Annotated in this window: 15 protein-coding genes; 11 read left to right on the top strand and 4 right to left on the bottom strand. The window is 65.9% G+C overall.

All coding sequences use genetic code 11. The annotated features are described in order from the left end of the window. Positions 1 to 35: 35 nt before the first annotated feature. The 4 genes from Pla175_RS06985 to Pla175_RS06970 form a co-directional block, all read right to left on the bottom strand. Positions 36 to 884 (bottom strand): sugar phosphate isomerase/epimerase family protein, encoded by an 849-nt coding sequence (locus Pla175_RS06985; protein WP_145282527.1) that lies wholly within the window; start codon positions 882 to 884, stop codon positions 36 to 38. Next, complete coding sequence (locus tag Pla175_RS06980; protein WP_145292006.1) at positions 881 to 2011, bottom strand: Gfo/Idh/MocA family protein; 1131 nt, start codon at positions 2009 to 2011, stop codon at positions 881 to 883. The genes Pla175_RS06985 and Pla175_RS06980 overlap by 4 nt, the downstream gene beginning before the upstream one ends. Positions 2012 to 2039: 28 nt before the next feature. Beyond that, positions 2040 to 3071 (bottom strand): TIM barrel protein, encoded by a 1032-nt coding sequence (locus tag Pla175_RS06975; RefSeq protein WP_145282524.1) that lies wholly within the window; start codon positions 3069 to 3071, stop codon positions 2040 to 2042. Between the two features lie 63 nt (positions 3072 to 3134). After that, a complete protein-coding gene (locus Pla175_RS06970) occupies positions 3135 to 4370 on the bottom strand; it encodes a cupin domain-containing protein (RefSeq protein WP_145282522.1) in 1236 nt (411 codons plus the stop codon). Positions 4371 to 4978: 608 nt separating this feature from the next. Here Pla175_RS06970 and Pla175_RS06965 point away from each other — a divergent pair. The 11 genes from Pla175_RS06965 (at position 4979) to Pla175_RS06915 (ending at position 22428) form a co-directional block, all read left to right on the top strand. Beyond that, on the top strand, positions 4979 to 6142 hold the full coding sequence (locus tag Pla175_RS06965) for a DUF4432 family protein (protein ID WP_145282520.1): 1164 nt from the start codon (positions 4979 to 4981) through the stop codon (positions 6140 to 6142). Positions 6143 to 6563: 421 nt separating this feature from the next. After that, positions 6564 to 7256 (top strand): hypothetical protein, encoded by a 693-nt coding sequence (locus Pla175_RS06960; protein ID WP_145282517.1) that lies wholly within the window; start codon positions 6564 to 6566, stop codon positions 7254 to 7256. Positions 7257 to 7340: 84 nt separating this feature from the next. Further along, positions 7341 to 8228 (top strand): PEP-CTERM sorting domain-containing protein, encoded by an 888-nt coding sequence (locus tag Pla175_RS06955; RefSeq protein WP_145282515.1) that lies wholly within the window; start codon positions 7341 to 7343, stop codon positions 8226 to 8228. A gap of 53 nt (positions 8229 to 8281) precedes the next feature. Then, the gene (locus tag Pla175_RS06950) at positions 8282 to 10105 is read left to right on the top strand and encodes a hypothetical protein (RefSeq protein ID WP_145282513.1); all 1824 of its coding nucleotides are present in this window, start codon (positions 8282 to 8284) and stop codon (positions 10103 to 10105) included. A 125-nt stretch (positions 10106 to 10230) separates the two neighbouring features. Continuing rightward, positions 10231 to 10647, top strand: coding sequence for a hypothetical protein (locus tag Pla175_RS06945; protein WP_145282511.1), 417 nt, complete (start codon positions 10231 to 10233; stop codon positions 10645 to 10647). Beyond that, positions 10631 to 11683, top strand: coding sequence for a DUF1559 domain-containing protein (locus Pla175_RS06940; protein ID WP_145282509.1), 1053 nt, complete (start codon positions 10631 to 10633; stop codon positions 11681 to 11683). The genes Pla175_RS06945 and Pla175_RS06940 overlap by 17 nt, the downstream gene beginning before the upstream one ends. A 66-nt stretch (positions 11684 to 11749) precedes the next feature. Continuing rightward, on the top strand, positions 11750 to 14077 hold the full coding sequence (locus Pla175_RS06935) for a sulfatase-like hydrolase/transferase (RefSeq protein WP_145282506.1): 2328 nt from the start codon (positions 11750 to 11752) through the stop codon (positions 14075 to 14077). After that, positions 14074 to 16830, top strand: a complete 2757-nt coding sequence (locus Pla175_RS06930; protein ID WP_145282504.1) for a sulfatase-like hydrolase/transferase — start codon at positions 14074 to 14076, stop codon at positions 16828 to 16830. Before Pla175_RS06935 ends, Pla175_RS06930 begins: the two co-directional genes overlap by 4 nt. Before the next feature lie 171 nt (positions 16831 to 17001). Further along, a complete protein-coding gene (locus Pla175_RS06925) occupies positions 17002 to 18645 on the top strand; it encodes a sugar porter family MFS transporter (RefSeq protein ID WP_261342822.1) in 1644 nt (547 codons plus the stop codon). 122 nt (positions 18646 to 18767) lie between these two features. Beyond that, positions 18768 to 20321: a sulfatase family protein gene (locus Pla175_RS06920; protein WP_197527322.1), complete on the top strand. Its 1554-nt coding sequence runs from the start codon at positions 18768 to 18770 to the stop codon at positions 20319 to 20321. Between the two features lie 100 nt (positions 20322 to 20421). Beyond that, a complete protein-coding gene (locus Pla175_RS06915) occupies positions 20422 to 22428 on the top strand; it encodes a glycoside hydrolase family 97 protein (RefSeq protein ID WP_145282498.1) in 2007 nt (668 codons plus the stop codon). Positions 22429 to 22548 lie beyond the last annotated feature (120 nt).

Raw genomic sequence — 22548 nt, 5'->3', positions numbered from 1 at the left:
TTGGTTCTTGGTGAGCGGTTGAGAACGGAAACGTCTTAGACCCATCGCGTGGCGACCTGCTTCTGCATGAACGCGAGGGCTTCGCGCGCTAGCTGCTGTTCGCTGTCGTACATCCTTCGCCATATCTTGGTTGCGCTTGCCACCTCCGGCATCGCCAGGCCGAACGCTTCGACCGTCATCCAGCCGTCGTAGCCGATGTCGTGCAGCGTGTCGAAGGTCTCGTCCCAGCGTACGCTCCCGGCGCCCGGAGTGCTGCGATCATTCTCAGAAATATGGACCTGGCGAATGCGCTCTCCGGCCACGCGGATGGCGGCCGAGGAGTCTTTTTCCTCGATATGGGCGTGGAATGTGTCAAACATCACCTGGCAGGCGGGGTGGTCGACCTGTGCGACAAAGCGGGCCGCGTCCGCTTGCGTGGTGAGCAGGTAGGTCTCGAAGCGGTTCAGCGGCTCCAACGCCAGTACGACGCCGGCGTCGCCGGCGTGCTCGGCGACGATCCGCATGCTCTCCACTCCCCAGGCCCACTCGTCGTCGGTCGGGCCCTGGCCGGTGAACTCTCCGTGCGCCGAATAAAAAGGACCTCCCAGCATCGAGGCCCCCGCCGCCACGCAGCAGTCGATCACCCGCTTGTTGGCCTCGACCCCGGCGGCGCGCACCGCGCTGTCGGGGCTGATGGGGTTGTCCGCCGCGGTGCGCACGGTCACTGCGGAACGCTCCAGCCCGAACTCATCCAAGCGGCGGCCCCAGGCGCCGTAGTTTAATCCGGGGTTGAACAGCGGCAGCTCTACGCCGTCGTAGCCGATCGAGCGAAGCCACTCGAACGTTGGCAGAAGCCCGTCGTTCAGCTCGGCGGTCCACAGCAATAGGTTGATGCCGTACTTCATGCTTCGCTCGGCTGGACGTCGGCCCAGCGGCCAGACTCGGCGCTGCCCAGCACCGCGTCGCAAACCCGCTGGGTCTGCAGGGCGTCGCGGAACGTGGGGGCGGCTGGTTGGCCCGTGGAGAGGCCCTCGATGAAATCGGCCACCTGATGCACGAAGCTGTGTTCGTAGCCGATCTGCAGCCCGGGCACCCACCACTTGTCCATATACGGGTGCTCGCCGCCGTGGTCGCTAACGTTGATCGATCGCCAGCCGCGGAGCCGCCCCTCGTCGCTGTGGTCGAAGTACTCCAAGCGGTGCAGGTCGTGCAGGTCCCAGCGGATCGAAGCGGACTCTCCGTTGATCTCCAGCGTGTAGAGCGCCTTGTGGCCGCGGGCGTAGCGGGTCGACTCGAACACGCCCAACGAACCATTGCCAAAGTGGCAGAGGAACGCGCAGGCGTCGTCGATCGTCACCGGCTGCACCTCGCCTGAGTGGCTGTGGACGCGCTGTTTGATGAACGTCTCGGTCATCGCCGTCACGTCGCGTATGGGGCCATTGAGCCACAACGCCGTGTCGATGCAGTGCGCCAGCAGGTCGCCCGTCACGCCTGAGCCGGCGGCGGCAGAGTCGAGCCGCCACAACGCCGTGCCCCCCTGCGGAAGGTCTTCGGCGATCGTCCAGTCCTGCAGGAAGTTGGCGCGGTAGTGGAAGATGCGGCCCAGCCGGCCTTCCTCGATCAGACGCTTGGCAAGGGTGACCGCAGGGACGCGCCGGTAGTTGTACCACACCATGTTGGCCACGCCGGCCCGCTCGACCGCCTCGCACATCGCCAGCCCGTCTGCGGCGTCGATCGCCAAGGGCTTCTCACAGAGCACCATCTTGCCTGCTTCGGCGGCGGCGATAGCGATCTCGCGGTGGAGGTTGTTGGGGACGCAGATGTCGATCGCGTCGATGTCTGCTCGCCCGATCAGCGCCCGCCAGTCGGTTTCGATCGACTGGTACCCCCAAGCGTCGGCAAACGCCTGCGTGGCCGCCGCGTTGCGCGAGCAGACCGCCGTGAGCTGCGGGACGTACGCTTGGTCGAAGAAGTTGCCGACGCGGTTGTAGGCGTTGGAGTGGGCGCGGCCCATGAATCCACAGCCGATCATCCCGATGCGTAGCGGTTTTTTCACGGTCTTAGTCCCATCCACAGTTGTCTTGCACTTGGATCATTACGTCGAGGATCGCGTCCCAGGTCTGCGGGTTCTGCAGCACCGCGTTCGGGAACATGCAGCCGTCCCAGCAGATGTGCTCGATCCCCCGATCGGCTGCGCCCTGCAACCAGTACGAGGCGCAGCGCACGATGTCGAGCTTGCCGTTGGGGTCGTCGGCACGGCAGTGCTTGCCGGTCTTGTCGTGCGACCCGGCGCCGAAGACGTTCCCGTCGTTTTGCGCGATGTGGATGTCGATCGTCCAAGGCCTGAGCTTGGCGACCATCTGCTCGTAGGCCGCGTAGAATTCTTCGTCGTCGTAGCCTTCGCTGAGCAGCGCGTGCTCGGGGGCGTTGTAGCCAAGCAGGAAGAGATAGGTGTGGGCCAGGTCGGCCTGGAAGCCAAACGAATCGGGCATCGCCACCGCTTCCAGCAGGTCGAGCATGTCCTTCCAACTATGCATCCCCGCCCAGCAGATCTCTCCCTCCGCGGCGAGTCGCTCGCCATGGCCGGCCGCGATGCGGGCTGCCTCTTGAAAGGTTTCGGCGATCTTCTTGGTGTTGCCGCGGGGGTCGCTGCGCCACTTGTCGACGCCGAACTCGGCAGAGTCGACACGGATCACGCCCCGCCGGCGCACGCCATGAGCGCTCAGAGCACTGCCGATTCGGCACGCCGTTTCGATGGCGGACAAGAACGCCTTGCGGGAGGCGGCGTCCCCCATGGCGGAGTCGCCAACCGTACCGGGCCACACCGGAGCTACCAGTGAGCCAACGCTCAGGCCACGCCCCTGGATGTCGTCGGCCATCCGCCGCAGGTCTTCTTCGCTCGCACTAGGGTCGGTGTGCGGAAGGAAGAGAAAAAGATCGACCCCGTCGAACTTCTTGCCGCCCCGCTGGGCAGCGGCCGTTAGGTTGAGCATCGTGTCGAGGCTCAGCGGCGGCTCTTGATCGGGGCCGTCTCCTTTCCCAACGACGCCGGGCCACAGAGCGTTGTGCAGCTTTGGGAACGAATGACTCATGCGACTGCTTTGCGGCGAATGGATGACGGGACGGGGTGACTGCTATCCGAGCGACTTGATGCGCTAGGATTGGTAGCTTCCGACGGCGGGAACAGAATCGAAGGTGTCCGGGCCGAAGTAGCGGAGCCCCTCAAGCGGCTCGCTCCCGGTGTTCTCGATCTCGACCCCACGGCCGGCCGCTTCGTGCGTGATGAAGACCTCGTCTTCGGTCTCGGCGCCAAAGCGGATCATGGTGGGGGTCTGCAGGGCCAGCTTGCCCATGCGGCCCTTGCCTTGCACCGTGATCCATCCGCTGGCGCCCGGGTCGCGTAGCACGCACTTGGCGCCGGGCTCCAGCGTGAGCCGCTTCGAGCTGAACAACTGGGCGCCGTCGACCGTGCCGTAGACCACCCAATCGTCACGCCAGCCGTCGCCCGAGTCCGCCGTGATCGGTTCGAGGTAGTTGTGGTCCTTGAACTCGGGATCGACGTTCCGCTCCCAGTCGAGCTGCTCGACGATGAAGTCGAGATCGTCGTGCTTGTCGGCGGGCATGTCCTTGACCAGCAGCGACCACGGGACGTACCTCCCCTCGACGATGTTCTGGTACATGCCGAAGACGTCGCTCCCCCACTGGGGCTCGTAGGTGCAGAGCGAGCCGGGCGCGTGCAGCACCCCCGGCGGGATCAGCCAGCCCGACCCCCGCTTTAGGCGGTACGCCTTGGAGAGGTCGAGGATGCCGTTCTCGCCGCGGTCCCAGTTCTCTAGGCAGCGACGCACCTGGTCTTTGGTGGTGCCCGGCTCGAGCCCCATGAACGTGTAGGGGAAGTTGTTGTCGCAGTTGTTGTACTGCGGCGGGAAGTAATAGCTTTCGGGCTTGCCCTGCTGCCCCACAAGCTTCGCGTCGTCGAAGCTCTGGTGCATGTGGTGTGGGATGGGCCCCATGTTGTCGAAGAACTTTGAGTACACCGGCCAGCGCCCGTGGGCGTCCCACATCTTGGGGCCGATGAGCTGGCGGCCCGCCTCAGCGACCGCGTCCTTCAGCAGGAAGCGTTTTCCTTCAAAACGCACAAAGCTCTGCCCCTCGTGCCACACCCGCCCTTCGTTGGCCGCGTCGGTGGTGCTGGCGAACCACCGTTCGTCGATCCCGCCGCGGTCGGCGCCGTAGGCGTAGTAGTCCTGCGGGTGCAGTCGGATCCGCTTGCCGGGGTGGAGGAAGCTCCTGGGCACCCAGGTCGGCGACAGATGCAACAACCCCTCGCCGGCGTTCAGGGCCGAGTTCAAAACGTCGCCAACGTTGTCGGCGGTGACGAGATTATCCATAGCGATGTGGTCCGTGGAGGTTGTCCGAGCGACCGCCCGAACTAGCGGATTAAGTGCGTTTCGTTCCTTGTTTAGCGAGAGCGGACCTCGCGTCGCGGGTCTATTGAAAGAAAGGAACGCGAATTGCCGAGAACTAGAAGAAAAGCCAAGACAGAGGAGGATGGCCAAGCCGGTTTGCCGTCGCTGGGCCGATTTTAGACTAGCTGTGGAGCCCCGTCCATCAGAGGCCCGCACGCTAGGTCGAGCGATAACGTCGCCCTAAGACCTCCGCTGCATTACGTCGGAAACGAGACGCGATGGACGCGAAAAAAGTATCACCATCACTGAGAGAGCATGCAGGCGCCAGGATCGCGATGGCGCCCCGCGGCCCCAGCGGGCCGCAGATCGCTCTAGGAGCCGCTCTACTCGGAACGCCCCGCCACGGATTCGCGCACGGCTGCTTGGCGGTCTAGAATCTCCGTCGGCGCCACTCTCGTTCGGCTCCATGGCGATCGGTACGACGATCACTTGTCGACGCGCGTCGGTCTTCTTCGACTCTCACAGGCCCCCGTTCCAGCGACGCAGATTGCTGGCGCGGCTGCACGAACTTCTGGAAATAGGTGGACGCAATGGCAGAACAGAAGCATCTGCTGATCGATGCTGACAGCGGTCTCCATGTCGAGACTTTCCAAATAGGGTCTGCCGAGAACGAGAAACCTTGGTCGGTCGAGCTGCGTCGGCTGCACGGGGGCGTGTCGGAGGGCGTTGGAGTCCTCGAGGTCCGCACCGACCGTGTGCGTTGCGAGATCCTTCCGACGCGCGGCATGGGGCTGTGGCGCGCAACCCTCGACGGCGTGCCGTTGGGGTGGCAATCGCCGCTGGGCAACCCGGTCCACCCAGCCTATGTGCCCCTTTCCGAGCCGTCCGGCGTGGGGTTTCTTGATGGCATCACGGAGTTGATGTTCCGCTGCGGTCTGGAGAGCAACGGCGCCCCCGAGTTTAACGCGGAGGGCCGCCTCCGCTACCCGCTTCACGGCCGCATCGCCAACACACCGGCGTGCTTCCTAGCGGTTGAGGTCAACGCGGATCAGTCTATTATCCGCGTGACGGGCCAGGTAGCAGAGCGCCGCTTCTTGGGGCAGAAATTGCTGCTAACGACCCAGTACGTCATCGACGCCGCCCAGGGCGTCCTGCAGTGGACCGACACCGTCAAGAACATCGGGGCGAGCCCCGCAACGATGCAGATGCTCTATCACATCAATCTGGGCAAACCGTTCTTGGCGCCCGGCGCCCGGGTCGAAGCCCCTGCCGTGCGCGTTTGCCCAAGGGACGAAGCAGCGGTCCAGGGCGGGGTCGCGGACTGGGCAGTTATCCCACAGCAGCGGGCCGAATTCTCGGAGCAGGTCTACTTCCTAGAGCTGGCGGGGGACGCCCAGGGGAGGACCTCGGTGGTGCTACAAAACGCCGCCGGCGCCGCTGGGGTAGAGCTCGGCTTCTGCCTCCGTGAGCTCCCGTGGTTCACCGTTTGGAAGAACTCTCAATCCGACGAAGATGGGTTCGTTGCCGGGCTCGAGCCCGGCACCAACCTGCCGAACCAGCGCTCGTTTGAAGAGGGGCACGGCCGGGTTGTCTCGCTGCCCCCAGGCGCCCAGTGGCAAACGCAGGTTCGCCTCCGGGGACTCGCTACAGAACCCAGCGTGCGTGAGGCGAGCCTCGCCGCCGTCGCGCTTCTCAACGGCGGTCCGACAGAGCTGGCGCCTGATCCCGCTCCGGGTTGGTCCGCGAGCGCTTGAACGGGGCAGCAGCAACGCAATCCGGTAAGCCGCCAGACCGCACAAGGCCGTCGCGGCTCGCGGACGCTCTGGGCCCGCACGCGAGCCTCAACGCGTGTCACTAAGGCCGGCGTCGCTTGAGAGCTGACGTAGCGGCCGGCCCCAGCGGTTTCGAGGGGGATCAACCCGCCCTGCCGGGCGCCTCCCCTCGACCCGCCGCCGTCCGCGGGCTCAACCAGGGACGCAAGTTGGTGCAACGCGGCGGAAACAAGATTCGCTGGGAATATCGCAACTGCGCCGTGGACTTTATGATTTACCCTTGGCATACTGAAACCTGTCAACCGTCTTTTCGATGGTCTGTTAATTTTTTGCGCGGATTTGACCGGCTCGTGCTCGGCCGCGGGCCCCGTCGAACGCCGACTTTTCTACGAGGGCTTGACTAATGCCACGGTATGTCGGACTTGTGTTTGGCGTTCTTGTTGCGGTATGCGCGGTTGCTAAGTGTTCAGCGCTGCCTATCGCCATTGCGAACCCTAGTTTCGAAAGCGGCGTCAACGCCGACGTCGCTGACTGGACCGATGGCGAGTCGGGCGCCCAGTCGGGCCACAACGTGACCGAGGCCAACCCCCTGGCCACAAGCGGCGACAACGTCGCCAACCTCCGTGGCTATCACAGCGCCACGGCCAACTCCGGCATCTTCCAAGTCCTTGGCGACACCATCTTGGCAGGTGCCTACACGATCTCGTTCGACGCCGAGTCGTCCAACGCGTCGTCGACGGACGTCTTCGCGGGATTGTTTAACACCGTTCCGGGCGACTACCTGGGTGGGGCGGTTATATCGCTGCCTGCGGCCGACGCTTCCCTCAAGTCGTATTCGGTCTCGGTGGTCGTGCCGAACGGTTCGCCGGCGATCGGCAACCCTTTGGGCCTTCAGTTTATCAACGCAGGCACCTCGTCGGACGACGACGCGATGGACCCGCTCAACGGCGACTTCGCTGGAAACGGCGCCGCGGGCAACCGCCTGTTGCTGGACAACGTGGCGATCGACTACGCGCCGTCGGTCCCCGAACCCGCTTGCGTGCTGCTGCTGATCGCGTCTGCCGGAGCGGCCTACGTTGGCAGGCGGCTTGTATGACCCGATGAAGTGGACTCGCTCTGCTCGCCGCGATCAGGTCGGCGATCCCGTTTGAAACCCTCTTTCGCGAATAGGAATCGATTGATGAAACCAATCTTCGCTGCGTCGCTCTTGGCGGCCCTTGTCTGCACCACAGCAAGCGCCCAGACCTTCCTCAGCATCGGCAACCCCAGCTTCGAGGACAGCATCGGCAACGAGCCAACCGGTTGGACCCGGTCGGGGGGCGCCGCGGCGCATACCCAGGCGGTGACCGACGCCGCCGCTACCAACGGCGCCAACGTAGGGCAGGTGCGCGGGCTCCACTCCACCAATGCCACCAGCGGCATGTCACAGGCTCTTAGCGACGTCTTCGCTTCGGGCACGTATGTGCTTTCCTTCGACGCGGCCTCGCGCGACTCGGTCTCGGGAACGACCTCCCTCTACGCCGGGCTGTTTGCGGGGACGCTCTCTCAGGCCAACACCTATGCTTCTTCGACCACGCTGCTCACGGACGGGCTGTCGAGCCCCGCGCTGGCGTCGTACCAGTTGGAGTTTGAGCTTCTCGGGGGCCCTGCCATCGGGCAGCCTATCGGCATCCACTTCGCAAACGCCGGCGCCGACGGCGTGTTCCTTCCCGGCACACAAGGAGAGGGGCTCGGATCGAACCTCTTGTGGATCGACAACATTAAGCTCTCGTTCACCGCGGGGAGCGCCTCGGTCCCTGGCGACGCGAATGGCAATGGTTCAGTCGGGCTCGAAGACTTCGCGTACATCAGCGACCGACTCTTTAACGTGGTCGCAACGCCCGGCAGCGAAGGCGACCTCGACTTCAGCGGCACGGTCGACTTCGACGACTTCGGCGTTTGGAAATCGATCTACGTTCCTCAGGCCGCGGCGGCGCTAGGAGGCGACGCGGTCCCCGAGCCCGCGTCGCTGGCCATCGGCCTGCTCACGGCGGCTCTGGCGGGTGTCGGACTGCGGCGGCGGTGCTAAACGCCCGGCCCGATACTCTTCCCCCTCGCCTACTCCGCCAGGAATCTTCCCCCATGAGAACCTTTGTTCATCGCCCCGCACTGCTGGCGGCGTTCTGCGCGCTTGCGGCCGGCGCCCACGGCCAATCGCCGATTAATTTCACAAACAACCTCGGCAACGGCCTCTACGACGCCAACAACTGGGAGGGCGGACCGCCGCCATCGGCGGGCTTTGCTGAGGTCGGAGTGATCGGCTCCGGCGCCTTGCCCACCGCCGTGGCCAGCATCGGCACGCCGGTCTCCACCAATCCCGGCGGGCTGACCCTGGGGGGCGGCGTGGGGAACTCCGGGACGCTCAATATCACCCCCTGCGGAAGCCTCCAAGTGGTGTCTGGCGGCCCCGCGAACGGGACGCTCGTCGTCGGCGGCGGGGGAAACGGCACGCTGGCGATGACCGGCGGGACGCTCTCCGCTCAGGTGATCGACACCAACGGCGCCTCCAGCGCCGTCCGGCTCTCTGGCGCAGCGACGCTCACCTCGGCCGGCGCCACGACTCTCGGCGCCACCACCAGGATCACCGGCCCCACGGTCAACTTCTCGTCCGCGGGTGATCTCACGCTTGAAGCGTCCCACACGCTGATTGCCGAGATCAACGCCGCGACCCACTCGCCGCTGAAGTCGCAGTCCAACGCGTTCATCAACGGCGCCCTGAATGTCGAGTTCGTCCCGGGGTTTTCGGGGACAAGCTGGGTGCTCGTCGACGCCCAGAACGTGATCGGGTCGTTCAACGCCATCAACATCACCGGCGGACCGACGCTTGAGTCGGGCCAGTTCTACGGCACGCGGCAGGGAGGCTCCGGCGCCAATGGCGCCACCTTGGAGCTGTTCCTCGACCAGCGCCTTACGCTCGCCGTGAATCGCGACACCGGGCAGGTGAGCATCAAAAACCCTGGTTCGTCGGTCACGGTGAACATCGACGCCTACACCGTCTTTTCCCCGGGCGACGCGATCGCCGAGGGGGCATGGAACAGCCTGCACGACCAGGGGGGCGGCGCCCCCGCTTGGACCGAGTCGAACCCCACCGCAAACCGACTCTCCGAGCTCCGCGCGATCGGGAGCGAAGCGATCGGCCCCGCCGGCCAGCGGACACTCGGCGCCATCTACGCCCCCACCGTGGCGGGGGCGTTTGGCGACACCAGCTACGAAGACCTGTCATTCAGCTACCGCAATACCGCCGGCGCCACGATCACCGGCGCCGTGGAGTACACCGGAACAACTGGCATCAACAACCTGACCTTGGTGGTCGATCCCGCGACCGGCAACGCGCAGCTCCGGAACACGTCGATGTCTACCGTCAAGATCGACGCCTATGCGGTCAAGAGCGCCGCCGGTTCGCTCGACGCCACCGACCCCAAGTGGAACAGCCTCGACCAGCAGGGGATCGACGGCAACGACTGGCGAGAGTCGAACGCCTCGGCCAACCTGCTTGCGGAACTCAAGGCGCAGGGGACCACCGAGCTATCTCCGGGCGAGGCCTACAACCTGGGCCAAGCGTTCGTCCCGGGCGCCGTGCGAGACCTCGACTTCACGTTCCGAGCCGTGCCTGTCGCGCTGGCAGGCGACTACAACAGCGACGGTGCCGTCGACACGGCCGACTACACGGTTTGGCGGGACGGGCTCGGGACCACGTTTGTTCAGTCGGACTACGACGCCTGGAAGAACAACTTCGGCATGACCGGCGGCGGCGCCCCGATCACCTACTCCGGCGTTGTCACCTACGGCGCCGTCCCGCCGCTCGTGATTGGCGCGATCGGCGGCGGCGCGGTGCCCGAACCGGGGGGAGCGCTGCTGGCGTTGGCCGGAGTCGTCGGCGTATGGATGGCTCGCCGTTGGGCGTAACGAGTTGTCTGTAGCGAGCGTTGTGGCTCCGGGAATGAGCCGATGGCGCCAGCCAGGCAGTCCGGCCACCCGGCGCTTACGCATTCGGCTCAGGTTCCCCTGGCGCCAGCGAGGAGAGGATAGCAATGGAGCGACGAGCGATGGGTGTGCGGCGTGGTTGGTGGATAGGCCTGGTTGTCACAATGTGCACGGGGCTGTCCGCCGGGTGCGGCGACGGCGGGCCGCCGAAGTACAAGGTCTCGGGCGTCGTAACGCTGGCGGGGCAGCCGGCGCCTGGGGGAGAAGTAGTGTTCCAGCCCGACAAAGCCAAAGAAAACACCGGGCCGCGGTCGGTGGCGCGGATCTTTGAGGGGCGCTACGAAACAGCCCCAGGCCAAGGGGTCGTCGGAGGCGCCTACTACGTAACCGTGATGGTGACCGACGGGAGAACCATCAGCGAGATCACGCCGATCGGCAAGCCGCTCATCCGGCGGCCCTACGAGCTGGAGATCGATTTGCCCCAGGCAGACACCCAGAAGGATTTCGATGTACCAAAGAAGTAAGTGTCGCATCGCGTTTACGCTGGTCGAGCTGCTGGTCGTGATTGCGATCATCGGCATCTTGGTGGCGCTGTTGCTGCCGGCGGTGCAGGCTGCTCGCGAAGCCGCACGCCGGAGCCAGTGCACCAACAACCTCAAGCAGCTTGCGCTCGCTTCGATCCAGCACCACGACACGCGAGGGGCTTTCCCCAAGGGGTGGGACGCTCCCAGCGACAGCACGTTCCAGTCGTGGGGCTGGGGCGTCTACATCGCTCCCTACATCGAGGCAAGCGCCGTGACCGACCTGGCGCAGCCCGAGAGGCAGACACTGAACGAGGCGTTGAAGAACGCGGCGATCAAGCAGGCGCTCGCGTCCGAGCAGTCGGCGATGATCTGCCCCTCCGATCCCACGACCGGCGTTCTCGAGACGGGGGGCGGCGGCACTCAGAGGAAGGAGTTCGGGGGCCAGAATTGGCCCAAGAGCAACTACCTCGCCAGCATGGGTCACTACGACTTCTCTTGCGACACCAGCGGAAGCTGCGGGCCGAACAACGGCGTGATGTTCGGAAACAGCAAGATCTCTCTACGCAAGATCACCGACGGCGCAAGCCACACGATACTGATCGGCGAGAGGCCGACGGAACGCGCCTGCGAGTCCGGGGTGTGGTTCGGCGCCGGGCAGAAGACGGGCCGCTCCATCAGCGGGCCGTACTACGTGGTTGGACGCACCAGCGTGCCGATCAACGACTTCCCGCAGCCCAACGCAGACGGGTCACTGCCCGCAGCGACGGACCACTGCGGCGAGGGCTTCGCGAGCCTCCACCCGGGGGGCGCCAACTTCGCCATGTGCGACGGGTCGGTCCACCTTATCAGTGAGGACATTGAATCGAATGTCACCCGCCCCAGCGAGGGGCAAGACTCGGGCGGCGGCGATGGTACGATCGACTGGCGGCCCCCGGCCGGCCAAGAGGCGCTTCCGCTCCGCACCGAGCTGCTCGGCGCGTACCAGCGGCTGGGCATCCGCAACGATGGCGAGATTGTCAGCGTCGTGGCCCCGTAGGGAAACCATTCCGCAACGGCCCCCTGGATTTCCCACACCCTGGTTCGGCGCGACAGCCCGGTTCCCATGCAACGCATCCTCTCCCCCCCTGCCCTGCACGCCTGCTTGCTGGCGGCCTTGTTCACGGGCGCCGTCCACGCCGATCAACCGAACCTCCTATTCATTCTCACCGAGGACCAGGGCGCCCAGGCCAGCCACCCAGCGTTTGCGGATCAGCACAGCGCGGGGGTCGAGACGCCGGCGATGGACGCCATCCTCCGCTCCGGCGTGGCCTTCACCGAGGCCTTCGTCGCGACGCCCGTCTGTTCCGCCAGCAAGGCCGCGATCTACACGGGCCTGTACGGCCACGCCAACGGCGTGCGACAGAACACGGTCAACTATTTCAAGCCGGCGGAACAGATCAGGCCGTCCGAGAAGGGCATGACGCTGTACCGCAAGGCGGCGGTGGTCGCGGGCACGCCAACGCTGGTCACGCTGCTCAAACAAGCCGGCTACCACGCGGGCGTCACCGGCAAGCTGCACATCGGCCCCAACGAGCTCTTCCCCTACGACGACTGGCTCAAGCCCGCGACGGCCGGCTCGGTGGAGACGATCACGGCAAACGCCCGCAGCGCCGGGAAGCCGTGGTTCATCCTATTAAACGTCTCCGACCCACACCGCGTGTTCGGCGCGCCGGATCGGGTCGATCCCGCCGACGTCGATGTCCCCGGCCAGTTCCCCGATACGCCCACCGCTCGCAAAGAGTGGGCCGCGTACCTGTCGGACGTCGAGCGCGCGGACGACAAGATCGCCGGCGTGCTAGAGCTGCTCAAGAAGCAGGGCGAGTTCGAGGACACAATCGTTGTGTTCCTTGGCGACCACGGCCCCGGCTTGCACCGAGGCAAGATGAGCCCCTACGACTTCGGCATGCGGACGGTGATGGGGATCGCCGGGCCCGGGCTGAGGCAAGACGCATTGTGCGGCCAGCCGGTCTGCACCATCGACCTGCTGCCGACACTGCTCGAGTTGCTCGGCATCGCCGCGCCGCAGAGGCTGCACGGCGTGTCGCTGGCCGGGCTGCTGAAGCAGGCGCCCGCTGAGGGCGCCGCCCCCCCACACGCCTATGTCGTGGGAGAGGTTTCCTCGTCGCAAGTCTCCAACGCCGGCATCCAGGAACGGACCATCTTCGACGGCCGCTATCGGCTGGTCTACCGCGAGAAGATCAACGCGCCCTGCCAGGTGAACGTCGACCTGTGGTGGGACGACTACGGCAAAACGGGCAACGCCCCCACGTACTCAGAGATCATCGCCCGCCGCACGGAGTTCCCAGACAAGTTCCGCCTGTTGGCCAAAGTGAACAATGGCCAGTTCCAGACCAAGCCGCCGCAGTTCGAGCTGTACGACCAGTCGGCGGGCGACGTCGACAACCTGAAGAACCTAGCCGACAGGTCCGACCTGCAGGCGACGCAGAACCGCCTGTTCGCGGCGCTGCGTCGCTGGGCGATTGAAACCGACGACCGCGACACCAGCCTGCAGACGGTCGGTGGCTACGGCGAAGAGGTGTCGGACGATTTTGACGCGTTCAAAGTCCATCACAACGGCCGTCCGCAGGAGCGGGTTGTATATCTCGGGAAGGAGGGTTGGCTCAGCGACGATCCGGACTGGACGGCGCGCCGCGGAGAAGGCTTTGAGTTTGATGGGGGCGAGCTTGTCGCCAAGGCGCCGGGCGAAACAACGCTCGCCACGCACGACGCGCCAGAGGCAACACCCGGGCAGTCTTTTCGGGCATCGCTGCGTGTGCGGGTCGACGGCCCCGAGAGCACTGCGGGGCTAGTGTTCGGCTGGCAGGACGACGCGAACTACTACGTGTTTCAGGCCGAGACGACGGCCGATCCACAATCCTCGTCCGTAAGGCTCCGTCGCGTTCGTGACAATCAGTCCGAGACGGTCAAGACTCTTACCGGACACGCGGGTACGAGCGATCTTAGCGTCAGCTACAACCCAACTGAGGCGCTGCTTTCCCTGAACTCGAGCAGCGCGGGGGGCTCGTCTTCGACGGCCTTTCGTTTGAAACAGCCCCTTCTGCCGGGTGGGCGGTTCGGCGTCGCAGCGGCTGGGAACGGCGAGGCGCGGTTCGATCGCTTCGAGGTCAGAGTCGAGATGGCGTTTGGCCGACCGGGAGACTTCGACGGCGACGGATTCTTGGACGACGCAGATCTCGCGCTGCTCAGGGCTGCCTACGGACCCAGTGCCGGGTTGTCATCGCAGTTCAATCTCGCCCTCCCCGACGACGTGATTGACGACGCCGACGCCCGGGCGTGGCAGACCGAGCTCAAACCCGCCGTCGAATCGGCCCGGCGATCCCAAGCCGTCCGCGACGTGACAACCACTTCTGCTCTACAGGGCAAGCCGTGACCCATCAATGCTGCCGATCGACTTGGCCGGTGCTGCTGGCGGCCGTTGCGATGACGCAGCCCGCCAGCGCCGCGGACAGGCCCAACATCCTGTTCATCCTCACCGAGGACCAGGGAGCGCAGGTAAGTCACCCCGCGTTCGCACAGTACGGCGCCGGCGGCCTGCAGACGCCGCACATGGACGCCTTGCTAGAGGCAGGCGTCGCCTTTACCAATGCGTTTGTCGCGACACCCGTCTGCTCCGCGAGCAAAGCAGCCATCTACACCGGGCTGCTCGGCCACACCAACGGGATCCGTCAGAACACAACCAACATCAACGGCCCGAAAACCCTCGCCGAGGACCAAGCAATCGCTGCGGGCAACAGCCTGTACCGCAACGCGCGCATCCACGAAGAACTACCCACGCTGATCCAGCAGCTCGACGCGGCCGGCTACTACAGCGGGGTCACGCACAAACTGCATGTGGCTCAGAACCACCAGTTCCCCTTTGATAGCTGGAACGCGGCGGACCCGTCGGGGGGCTCCTTCAACAGCTTCCTCAACGCCGCGGGGAACGAGCCATGGTTCTACATGGCAAACATCAACAACCCCCATCAGCCCTTCAGCTCGGACGGACACTCCATCGCCGATATGGAGGCCGTCACTCCGCCGGGGCACCTGCCTAACACCGCCGCCGGACGCAGCAACTGGGCGAAGTACCTCAGCGCCGTTGAGGCGGCCGACGAGGTGGTCGGCGACATCATGCAGACCTTCGACAACCGCAACCTAGCGGGGGACACCATCGTGGTCTTCCTGGGCGACCACGGCCCCGGATTGCACCGCGGGAAGATGTCGCCGCACGACTTCGGCCTACGAACCGTCCTGAGCATCAGCGGCCCGGGTTTCCGGCACGACGTGGTAGAGGACTCGCTGGTCTCGGCCGTCGACCTGATGCCGACGCTGCTGGACCTGGCGGGGATCGAGCGTCCGACGCTTGAGCACGGCCAATCACTCGTTCCGCTGCTGGATTCGGCGCCGCCGGCTGACGCCCCGTTCCGCCAGTACGTGGTCGGCGAAGTCGCCACGAACAAAGAAGATGGCGGGGGTCAGCAAGAACGATCCATCTACGACGGCCAGCACCGGCTCATCTACCGGCACGACCTCAACTCGGCCCGCCAAGTGAACGTAGATGTTTGGAAAACAAAGAACAACCCAAACTCCAACTTCCAGTACGCCACGCAGTCGTACCGAGAGATCGTCCAGAACAGCGCGCAGTACCCCCAAGAGTTCGAGATGCTGGCGCAGGTGCACAACGGACGGTTCAATACGGCGCCGCCACAGTTCGAGCTCTACCACACCGCCGGCGATGTCTGGGAGACCTCCGACCTGATGGACAATCCAGCCCAGCGGGCGACCTGGAACCGGCTGCACACGGCGCTCCGAGCTTGGGCGGTGCGGACCGAAGACCAGGACACGCCGCTGCAAACGCTGGCCGCCGAAGGGGATTCCGTTTCGGACGGGTTCACCCTCTTCAACCTCCGTACGGACGACCTGGCCAGCAACCCGGTCGAGTACGTGGGCAAGCAGGGCCCGCTCGACCGCGACCCCGATTGGAAGACGCGGGTGCTGGGCGCCGGCGGCGGCGACTTCACGCTGGGCGGTAACCAGGTGCAGGGCCCCAACGGGGGCCTTGCCGTTGCTACCCACGACGCGCTGTTCGTGCAAAGCGGGCAGGCGTTCTCCGCGTCGCTGCGGGCCCGCTTTGCTGGCGTGGGAGAGTCGGCCGGGGTTGTTTTCGGGTACGAAGACGCAGAGAACTACCTCCGGGCCGAGCTCGTGAACGGCGCCGTGGGTATTGCCCGCGTCGTGCAGGTGATCGACGGGCAGGAAACCGAGGTCTTTTCCGCGACGGGCCGCGCCGCTGTTGGCGGCGATTGGAACGAACTGCAGGTGGCGTTCGACGCGGAGACGGGGCAGTTCAGCCTGCAAGCCGGCGCTGCAGGCGGCAGCTTCTTCTTCAGCGGCCAGTTCGGGCTCGCGACGCCGGTCCCCCTCAATAGCATGCTCGGCATTAGCACAGTGGACGGCGGGACCGTCGAGATCGACGCGTTCGCTGCCTCAACGTCGTCTGTCGCCGGCCTGCTGGGCGATTTCGATGGCGACCAGGCGCTCGACGCAGACGACATCGACCTCATCACGGCCGCGTACGGCTCAACCGCCGGGCCGGCGTCGCTGTACAACCTTGCGCTCCCCGACGCAACGATCGACTCCGAGGACGTCGATGTTTGGCTCGACGTGATCTTCCCCCTGGTCGCCGGCCACGCGACCTCGTACGGCGACCTCGACCTTGACGGCCACGTAGACCGCGCGGACGCGGCCGGCCTGCTGCTGCGCTTCGGCCAAAGCTCGGGCGCGGGTTGGGGAGACGGCGACACGGATGGCGACGGGGACGTCGACGCCGACGACTACGCAACGCTGTCGGCCGGGCTCGGCCCCGGGATCGTTCCGGGTGACTTTAACAGCGATGGGGCGGTCGACGCCGCCGACTACTCGGTCTGGCGCGACACGCTCAGCCAGCCGGTCGCTTCGTTCGCCGGCGCCGATGCCGACGGCAGCGGGATAATCGACGCGAACGACCTCTTGATCTGGAGGGCCGCGTTCGGGCTCCCTCTTCCCGGAGGCAGCGTTTCGGCGTCTGCCACGCCCGAGCCCGGCTCGTGGTTGCTTATCACGGCGGCGACAATCGCATCGTGGGCCGGCTGGCGCCGACGCTAAGCGTAGGTCCGATTCTCTGGCGGCCTCTTGAGCCCACCCACCGGCGTCTTGCCGGCGTTTGTCTCCGCGGGCTTTCTCGGCCAGAATGTGCGGACGCCCGCGCCGGCGCCGGTGATCGACTCCCCAGATCCGACGGGAGTGGCCCCGCGGGCGGGTCGTCCCGGACGTCTTATCGCTTCCCCTGCTCTACCCCGACTAGCTATGAAACTCTCCGGCAAACTCCTCGCCAGCGCGGTCACCGCCTCGCTCGGCGGGTTCCTGTTCGGCTTCGACACCGTAGTCATCTCTGGCGCCGAGCAGAAGATCCAGTCGATCTGGGGTTTGAGCGACTGGCTGCACGGCATGGCGACCAGCTCGGCGTTGTGGGGGACGGTGCTCGGCGCGCTGGCCGGCGGCGTGCCTACCGACCGCTTCGGCCGCAAGGCGACGCTCACCTCCATTGGGATGCTCTACTTCGTCTCGGCGGTCTGGTCGGGCCTGGCGACCGACGTCTACACGTTTGCGCTGGCCCGCTTCATCGGCGGCGTGGGCGTCGGCATCTCAACCGTCGCCGCCCCGCTCTACATCACCGAGATCGCCCCGGCCGAGTTCCGCGGCCGGCTGACCGGGATGTTCCAGTTCAACATCGTGCTGGGGATCCTGATCGCCTTCCTCTCGAACGCTATGCTCGAGAACGTCGGCGAGAACAACTGGCGCTGGATGCTGGGGATCGAGGCGATCCCCGCGCTCGCCTACACTCTGCTCTGCCTGCGCATCCCCGAGAGCCCCCGCTGGCTGATCAACATCCGCGGCGACCGCGACGCGGGTCGCGCGGTGCTGGGCGAGGTGAACCCCGAGGCCGACGCCCAGACGCTCGACGCCATGGCGGCCTCGATCGCTCACCACGTCGGAGAAGACGCCACGCACCACAACGTCCACACGCCGTTCTGGAGCCGCCGGCTGATGCGGCCGATCATGCTGGCGTTCTTGGTCGCTTTCTTCAACCAGATGTCGGGCATCAACGCGGTGCTGTACTACGCCCCACGCATCCTCGGAATGACCGGGCTCGGCGAGCAAGCGGCGCAGATCCGCTCGGTCGGCATCGGCGTCACCAATCTGGTGTTTACCATGCTCGGGCTGTGGCTGATCGACCGCCTGGGCAGACGCACGCTGCTCGTGATCGGCTCGGTAGGCTACATCGCGTCGTTGGGGGTGATCTCAGCGACCTTCTATGCAAACGCCACACCCTTTGGCGTCGCCGCCGACGCGCTCGCCGCGCAGGAGGCCTACAAGTCGCTAGCGACCGCAGAGTCTGCGGGCGACGTGGGGGGGGAGAAACTGGCGAAGCTGCAGGAAGACGCTGCCGCGGCGCGCAAGGCGCTAGCGCTGTCGTCCGCGGGCCCAGAATACCAGGGCGAGCCGGCTCAGCTCCCTGCCGACGACGACCCCAGGGCGGTCGCCGATGCGGCCGGCGCTGCGGCGCGTCAGGCGTCGTCGCTCGCGGGATCCGGCGGTTTGATCGTGCTGATCGGCATCTTTGCGTTTATCGCCGCGCACGCGGTGGGCCAAGGGGCCGTGATCTGGGTGCTGATCTCTGAGGTGTTCCCGAACGAGCACCGCGCCTCGGGCCAGGCGTTCGGCTCAGGAACGCACTGGGTATTCGCCGCACTGATCACGCTGCTGTTCCCGCCGGTCGTGCGGGCCTTCCCGGCGGGGGCCATCTTCGCCTTCTTCTGCGGCATGATGGCGCTGCAGTTGGTGTGGGTGCTGACGATGGTGCCAGAAACCAAAGGGGTGCCGCTGGAAGAGCTGCAGCGCAAGCTGGGGGTTGAGTAGCCGGCCGCGGCCAACGGACGCCCCGCTCCCGGGGGACGGGGCCGGAGCCCCTTTCTTGCTTGAAGTTCCCACCCGCTTGGACGACCATCAGCTTGTAGGCTCCCTTTTCCCAGATGGACGCTATGAAAACAAACCTTGTCTTGGTCATCCTGGCGGCTGTGTGCGGGGCGCTCGCGTCCCAGCGGGCTAGGGGTGCGGAGTCCGAACCGCCAAACATCGTCATTGTCTACACAGACGATGTCGGCATCGGCGACGTCAGTTGCTACGGCAGCAGCGCCATCCATACCCCCAATATCGACCGCCTTGCGGCGGACGGGCTGCGGTTCACGTCTGGTTACGCGAGCTCGGCCACTTGCACGCCTAGCCGGTACTCGCTGCTTACCGGCTCGTACGCCTTTCGCAATCCTTTGGCAGAAATCTTGCCGGCCGACGCCCCCATGCTAATTGAGCCCGGCAGCGCCACGCTCCCCGAGTTGCTCCGCCGCGCGGGGTACGCCACCGCGGTGATCGGCAAGTGGCACCTCGGCCTGGGCCGCGGCGGTGTCGACTGGAACGGCGACATCAAGCCCGGGCCGCTGGAGGCGGGGTTCGACGAGTCGTACGTGATGGCGGCCACCAACGACCGGGTCCCCTGCGTCTACATCGACGGCCGCCGTGTGGAGGGCGCCGAACAAGACGACCCGATCCAGATCGACTACCGGAAGAAGATCGGCACGATCCCGACCGGCCACGAGCGGCCCGACCTGACCCGCCTCGCGGCGGACCCGCAGCACTCGGGCACCATCATCAACGGCATCAGCCGTATCGGCTACATGTCGGGGGGCCGCGCTGCTTGGTGGAAGGACGAAGAGATGGCCGACCGGTTCACCGACAGGGCGATCCGCTACGTCACAGAGCACAAGGACAAGCCATTCTTCCTGTACTTCAACCTGCACGACATCCACGAGCCGCGCTGGCCCGCAGACCGCCACCGCGGTAAGAGCGGCGCCGGCGGGCGGGGCGACGCGATCCTTGAGATGGACGAGGCGGTCGGCCGCTTCATCGACGCGCTCGAGCGCCTGGACCTCCGCAAGAACACGCTGGTGATCTTCAGCAGCGACAACGGCCCGGTGGTCACCGACGGCTACGAGGACGGTTCGTTGGAGAACATCGGCGATCACGACCCCAACGGACCCTTCCGCGGCGGGAAGTACCAGGTGTGGGAAGGAGGGACCCGCATGCCGACCATCGTTAGCTGGCCCGGGACCGTCAAACCGGGCGTCACCGACGCGATGGTGTGCCAGGTCGACTTCCTGGCGTCGCTCGCAGAACTGGCGGGCGCCAGCGTGCCCGAGGGCGCGGGGCCAGACAGCGTTAATGTGCTGCCGGCGCTGCTGGGCAGGAGCGACAAGGGACGCGACGAGCTGGTGCAGCAGGGCAACGGCCGCATGGCCATCCGCAAGGCAGACTGGAAGTACATCCCGGCGGGGCCCCGCAAGTTGCCCGCCGGCCCCAAGCACGGCGGCGTAGGCGACCCGACGGGCCACTCCGATATGCCCGCCGAAGCCCAACTCTACAACCTAGCGGACGACCCGGGCGAATCCACCAATGTGATCGCCCAGCATCCCGTCGTCGCCAACGACCTCGCGGCGAGGCTGAAGCAGAGCCTGCAAAGCCCTACCGTGCCCAGCAAGTAAGCGGGCATCGCAACGCCGACGCTTGCAGCCCCGACCCAACTTCGAACCTAGAGACCTGCGTGGATCAGGCATCTACGCACGCAATAACCGGAGCATCCCAATGACGTCCGTCCGTACGCTCTGCCGTGTCGGAGCCGTCCTCTACGTCCTGGCCTACGCCGCGGCGGCGCCGGCCGAAGAGGTAGCCCGACTCCAAAGCCCAGATGGCCGACTGACGGTTACGCTAACCCTCGACGCCAACGGGCCCCAGTGGCAGGTCGGCTACAAGCAGGCGCCGCTCGTGAAGCCGAGCCGCCTGGGAGTCGTGCCGGAGGGGGCCGCCCCCTCGGCGTGGGAATCGGCGCAGTTCGAATCGACGCGACACTCCGAAACCATCGCCACGGTCTGGGGAAAGTTCGCGGAGTACGCCAACGACTACCGGCAAGGGGTTTGGACGCTGCGGGCCGCCGACGGCCCCGAGCGGACGATCCGGATCGTTCTGCGCGTCTACGATCAGGGGGTCGCGCTGCGGTACGAGTTTCCCAACGATGGCGGCTGGGACGACGAGGTTCATCTCAAGGACGACGCTACCGAGTTTGCCTTCGCGGGCGACTACACCGCATGGTCGTACCGCAAAGAGCACGACCCCTGGGGGCCGGCGCCCCTGAGCACGCTGCCGGGGTCGAGTGCGCACAATCCGCCCCTTACCTTGCGGGGCGACGGGGACACGTACGCTTGCGTTCTGGAAGCAGCCATCTTCAACGGCGCGCCGTTCCGGCTCACGCCGATCCAACCCGGCGGAACAGCGCTCCGCGCGACGTTCGAACCATCGACCCTCGCCCCGGGCCAATCGACTTCTTGGCGCGTGCTGATCGTCGGCGATCGCCCCGGAGACCTGTTGACCGCTCCGCTGCCCTACTGCCTCAACCCGCCCTGCGAGCTGTCCGACACCGATTGGATCAAGCCGGGGCTCGCGTTGTGGGACTGGCGGGCCTGGGGCGCGCGTACGGACGACGGATTCCAGTACGGGCTCGACATGCCGAGTTGGAGGAGGTTCATCGATTTCGCGTCCGCCAACAACATCCGCTACCTCGTGGTCGACGCAAACTGGTACGGGCCCGAGTTTGAGAAGGAGTCCGACCCGCGGACCAGCCGGGACCACTTGATTGCACAAACCAACACAAGACGGCCGAAGATCATCCGCGCGCCGGCGCCGGACGACTGGCAAGACCCCATCGATATGCCGGCGTTGATCGCCTACGCCAAGCAGCGAAACGTAGGGGTCATCCTCTATGTCAACGACGTCGCTCGCCGCAACTACCCCTTCGAAGAAACGCTGTCGCTCTACCAGCAATGGGGGGCCGCGGGGATCAAGTACGGCTTCATGTCGGGGTCCGGTCAGCGGAAGGTGCGCGCCACGCGGGAAATCGTGCGGCTGTGCGCCGAGCGACACCTTGTGTGTGACTTCCACGACGGCCCCGTCCCCCCTTCCGGAGACGAACGGACGTACCCCAATTACCTGACGCGCGAGTTCTGCCACGCCCAGTCAGATTCGCTGCGCGCCTTCAGCCCGTCCGACTTCTGCGAGCAGGTGTTCGTGAACATGATCGCCGGCCCGCTCGACATGAACAACGGCCTCTACGCCCTTAAGAACCCGGCCAAGGACCGCCCACGCATCTACGCCAACGTCGAGTCGACCGTCGTCTCCGAAACGGCTCGGGTCCTGATCACCTTTTCTGGCCTCGCGATCCTGCCCGACTGCCCCGAGGCCTACGCCGCCAAGGCGGACCTGTTCGAGTTCCTTCGGCGGCTGCCGATGACCTGGGACGAGACGCGCGTCCTGCACGGCGAGATAGGCGCCTCCATCGCGACGGCCCGCCGAAGCGGCGACGCCTGGTACGTGGGCGCCGTCACGAACGAGCAGCCCCGGACCCTCGACCTGTCCCTTGACTTCCTCGAGCCAGGCAGAAAGTACACGGCGACCCTCTACGAGGACGCGCCGGATTCTCACTTCCAAACCAACCGCGAGGCCTACCGCATCCGTCAGATCCCGGTAGACCAAAAGAGCGTCATTTCGGCCAAGCTAGCCCCCGGCGGCGGCCACTGCATGATCCTCGAACCGAGCTAAAGGCGGCGTCTGTCGTCGCGGTGCTCCGGGACGGCAAGGCGGGCCGAACTACCGCCGATCGTACCGTGGGGAGGAGCCAGTAAGGAAAAGGGCGGGCGCCCGCCCCGCCATCCAGCAACC

The organism is Pirellulimonas nuda (assembly GCF_007750855.1).
GTDB classification, from domain to species: Bacteria; Planctomycetota; Planctomycetia; order Pirellulales; family Lacipirellulaceae; genus Pirellulimonas; species Pirellulimonas nuda.
Note: the sequence above shows the minus strand (reverse complement) of the source record. Positions and strands in the feature narration are given on the sequence as shown.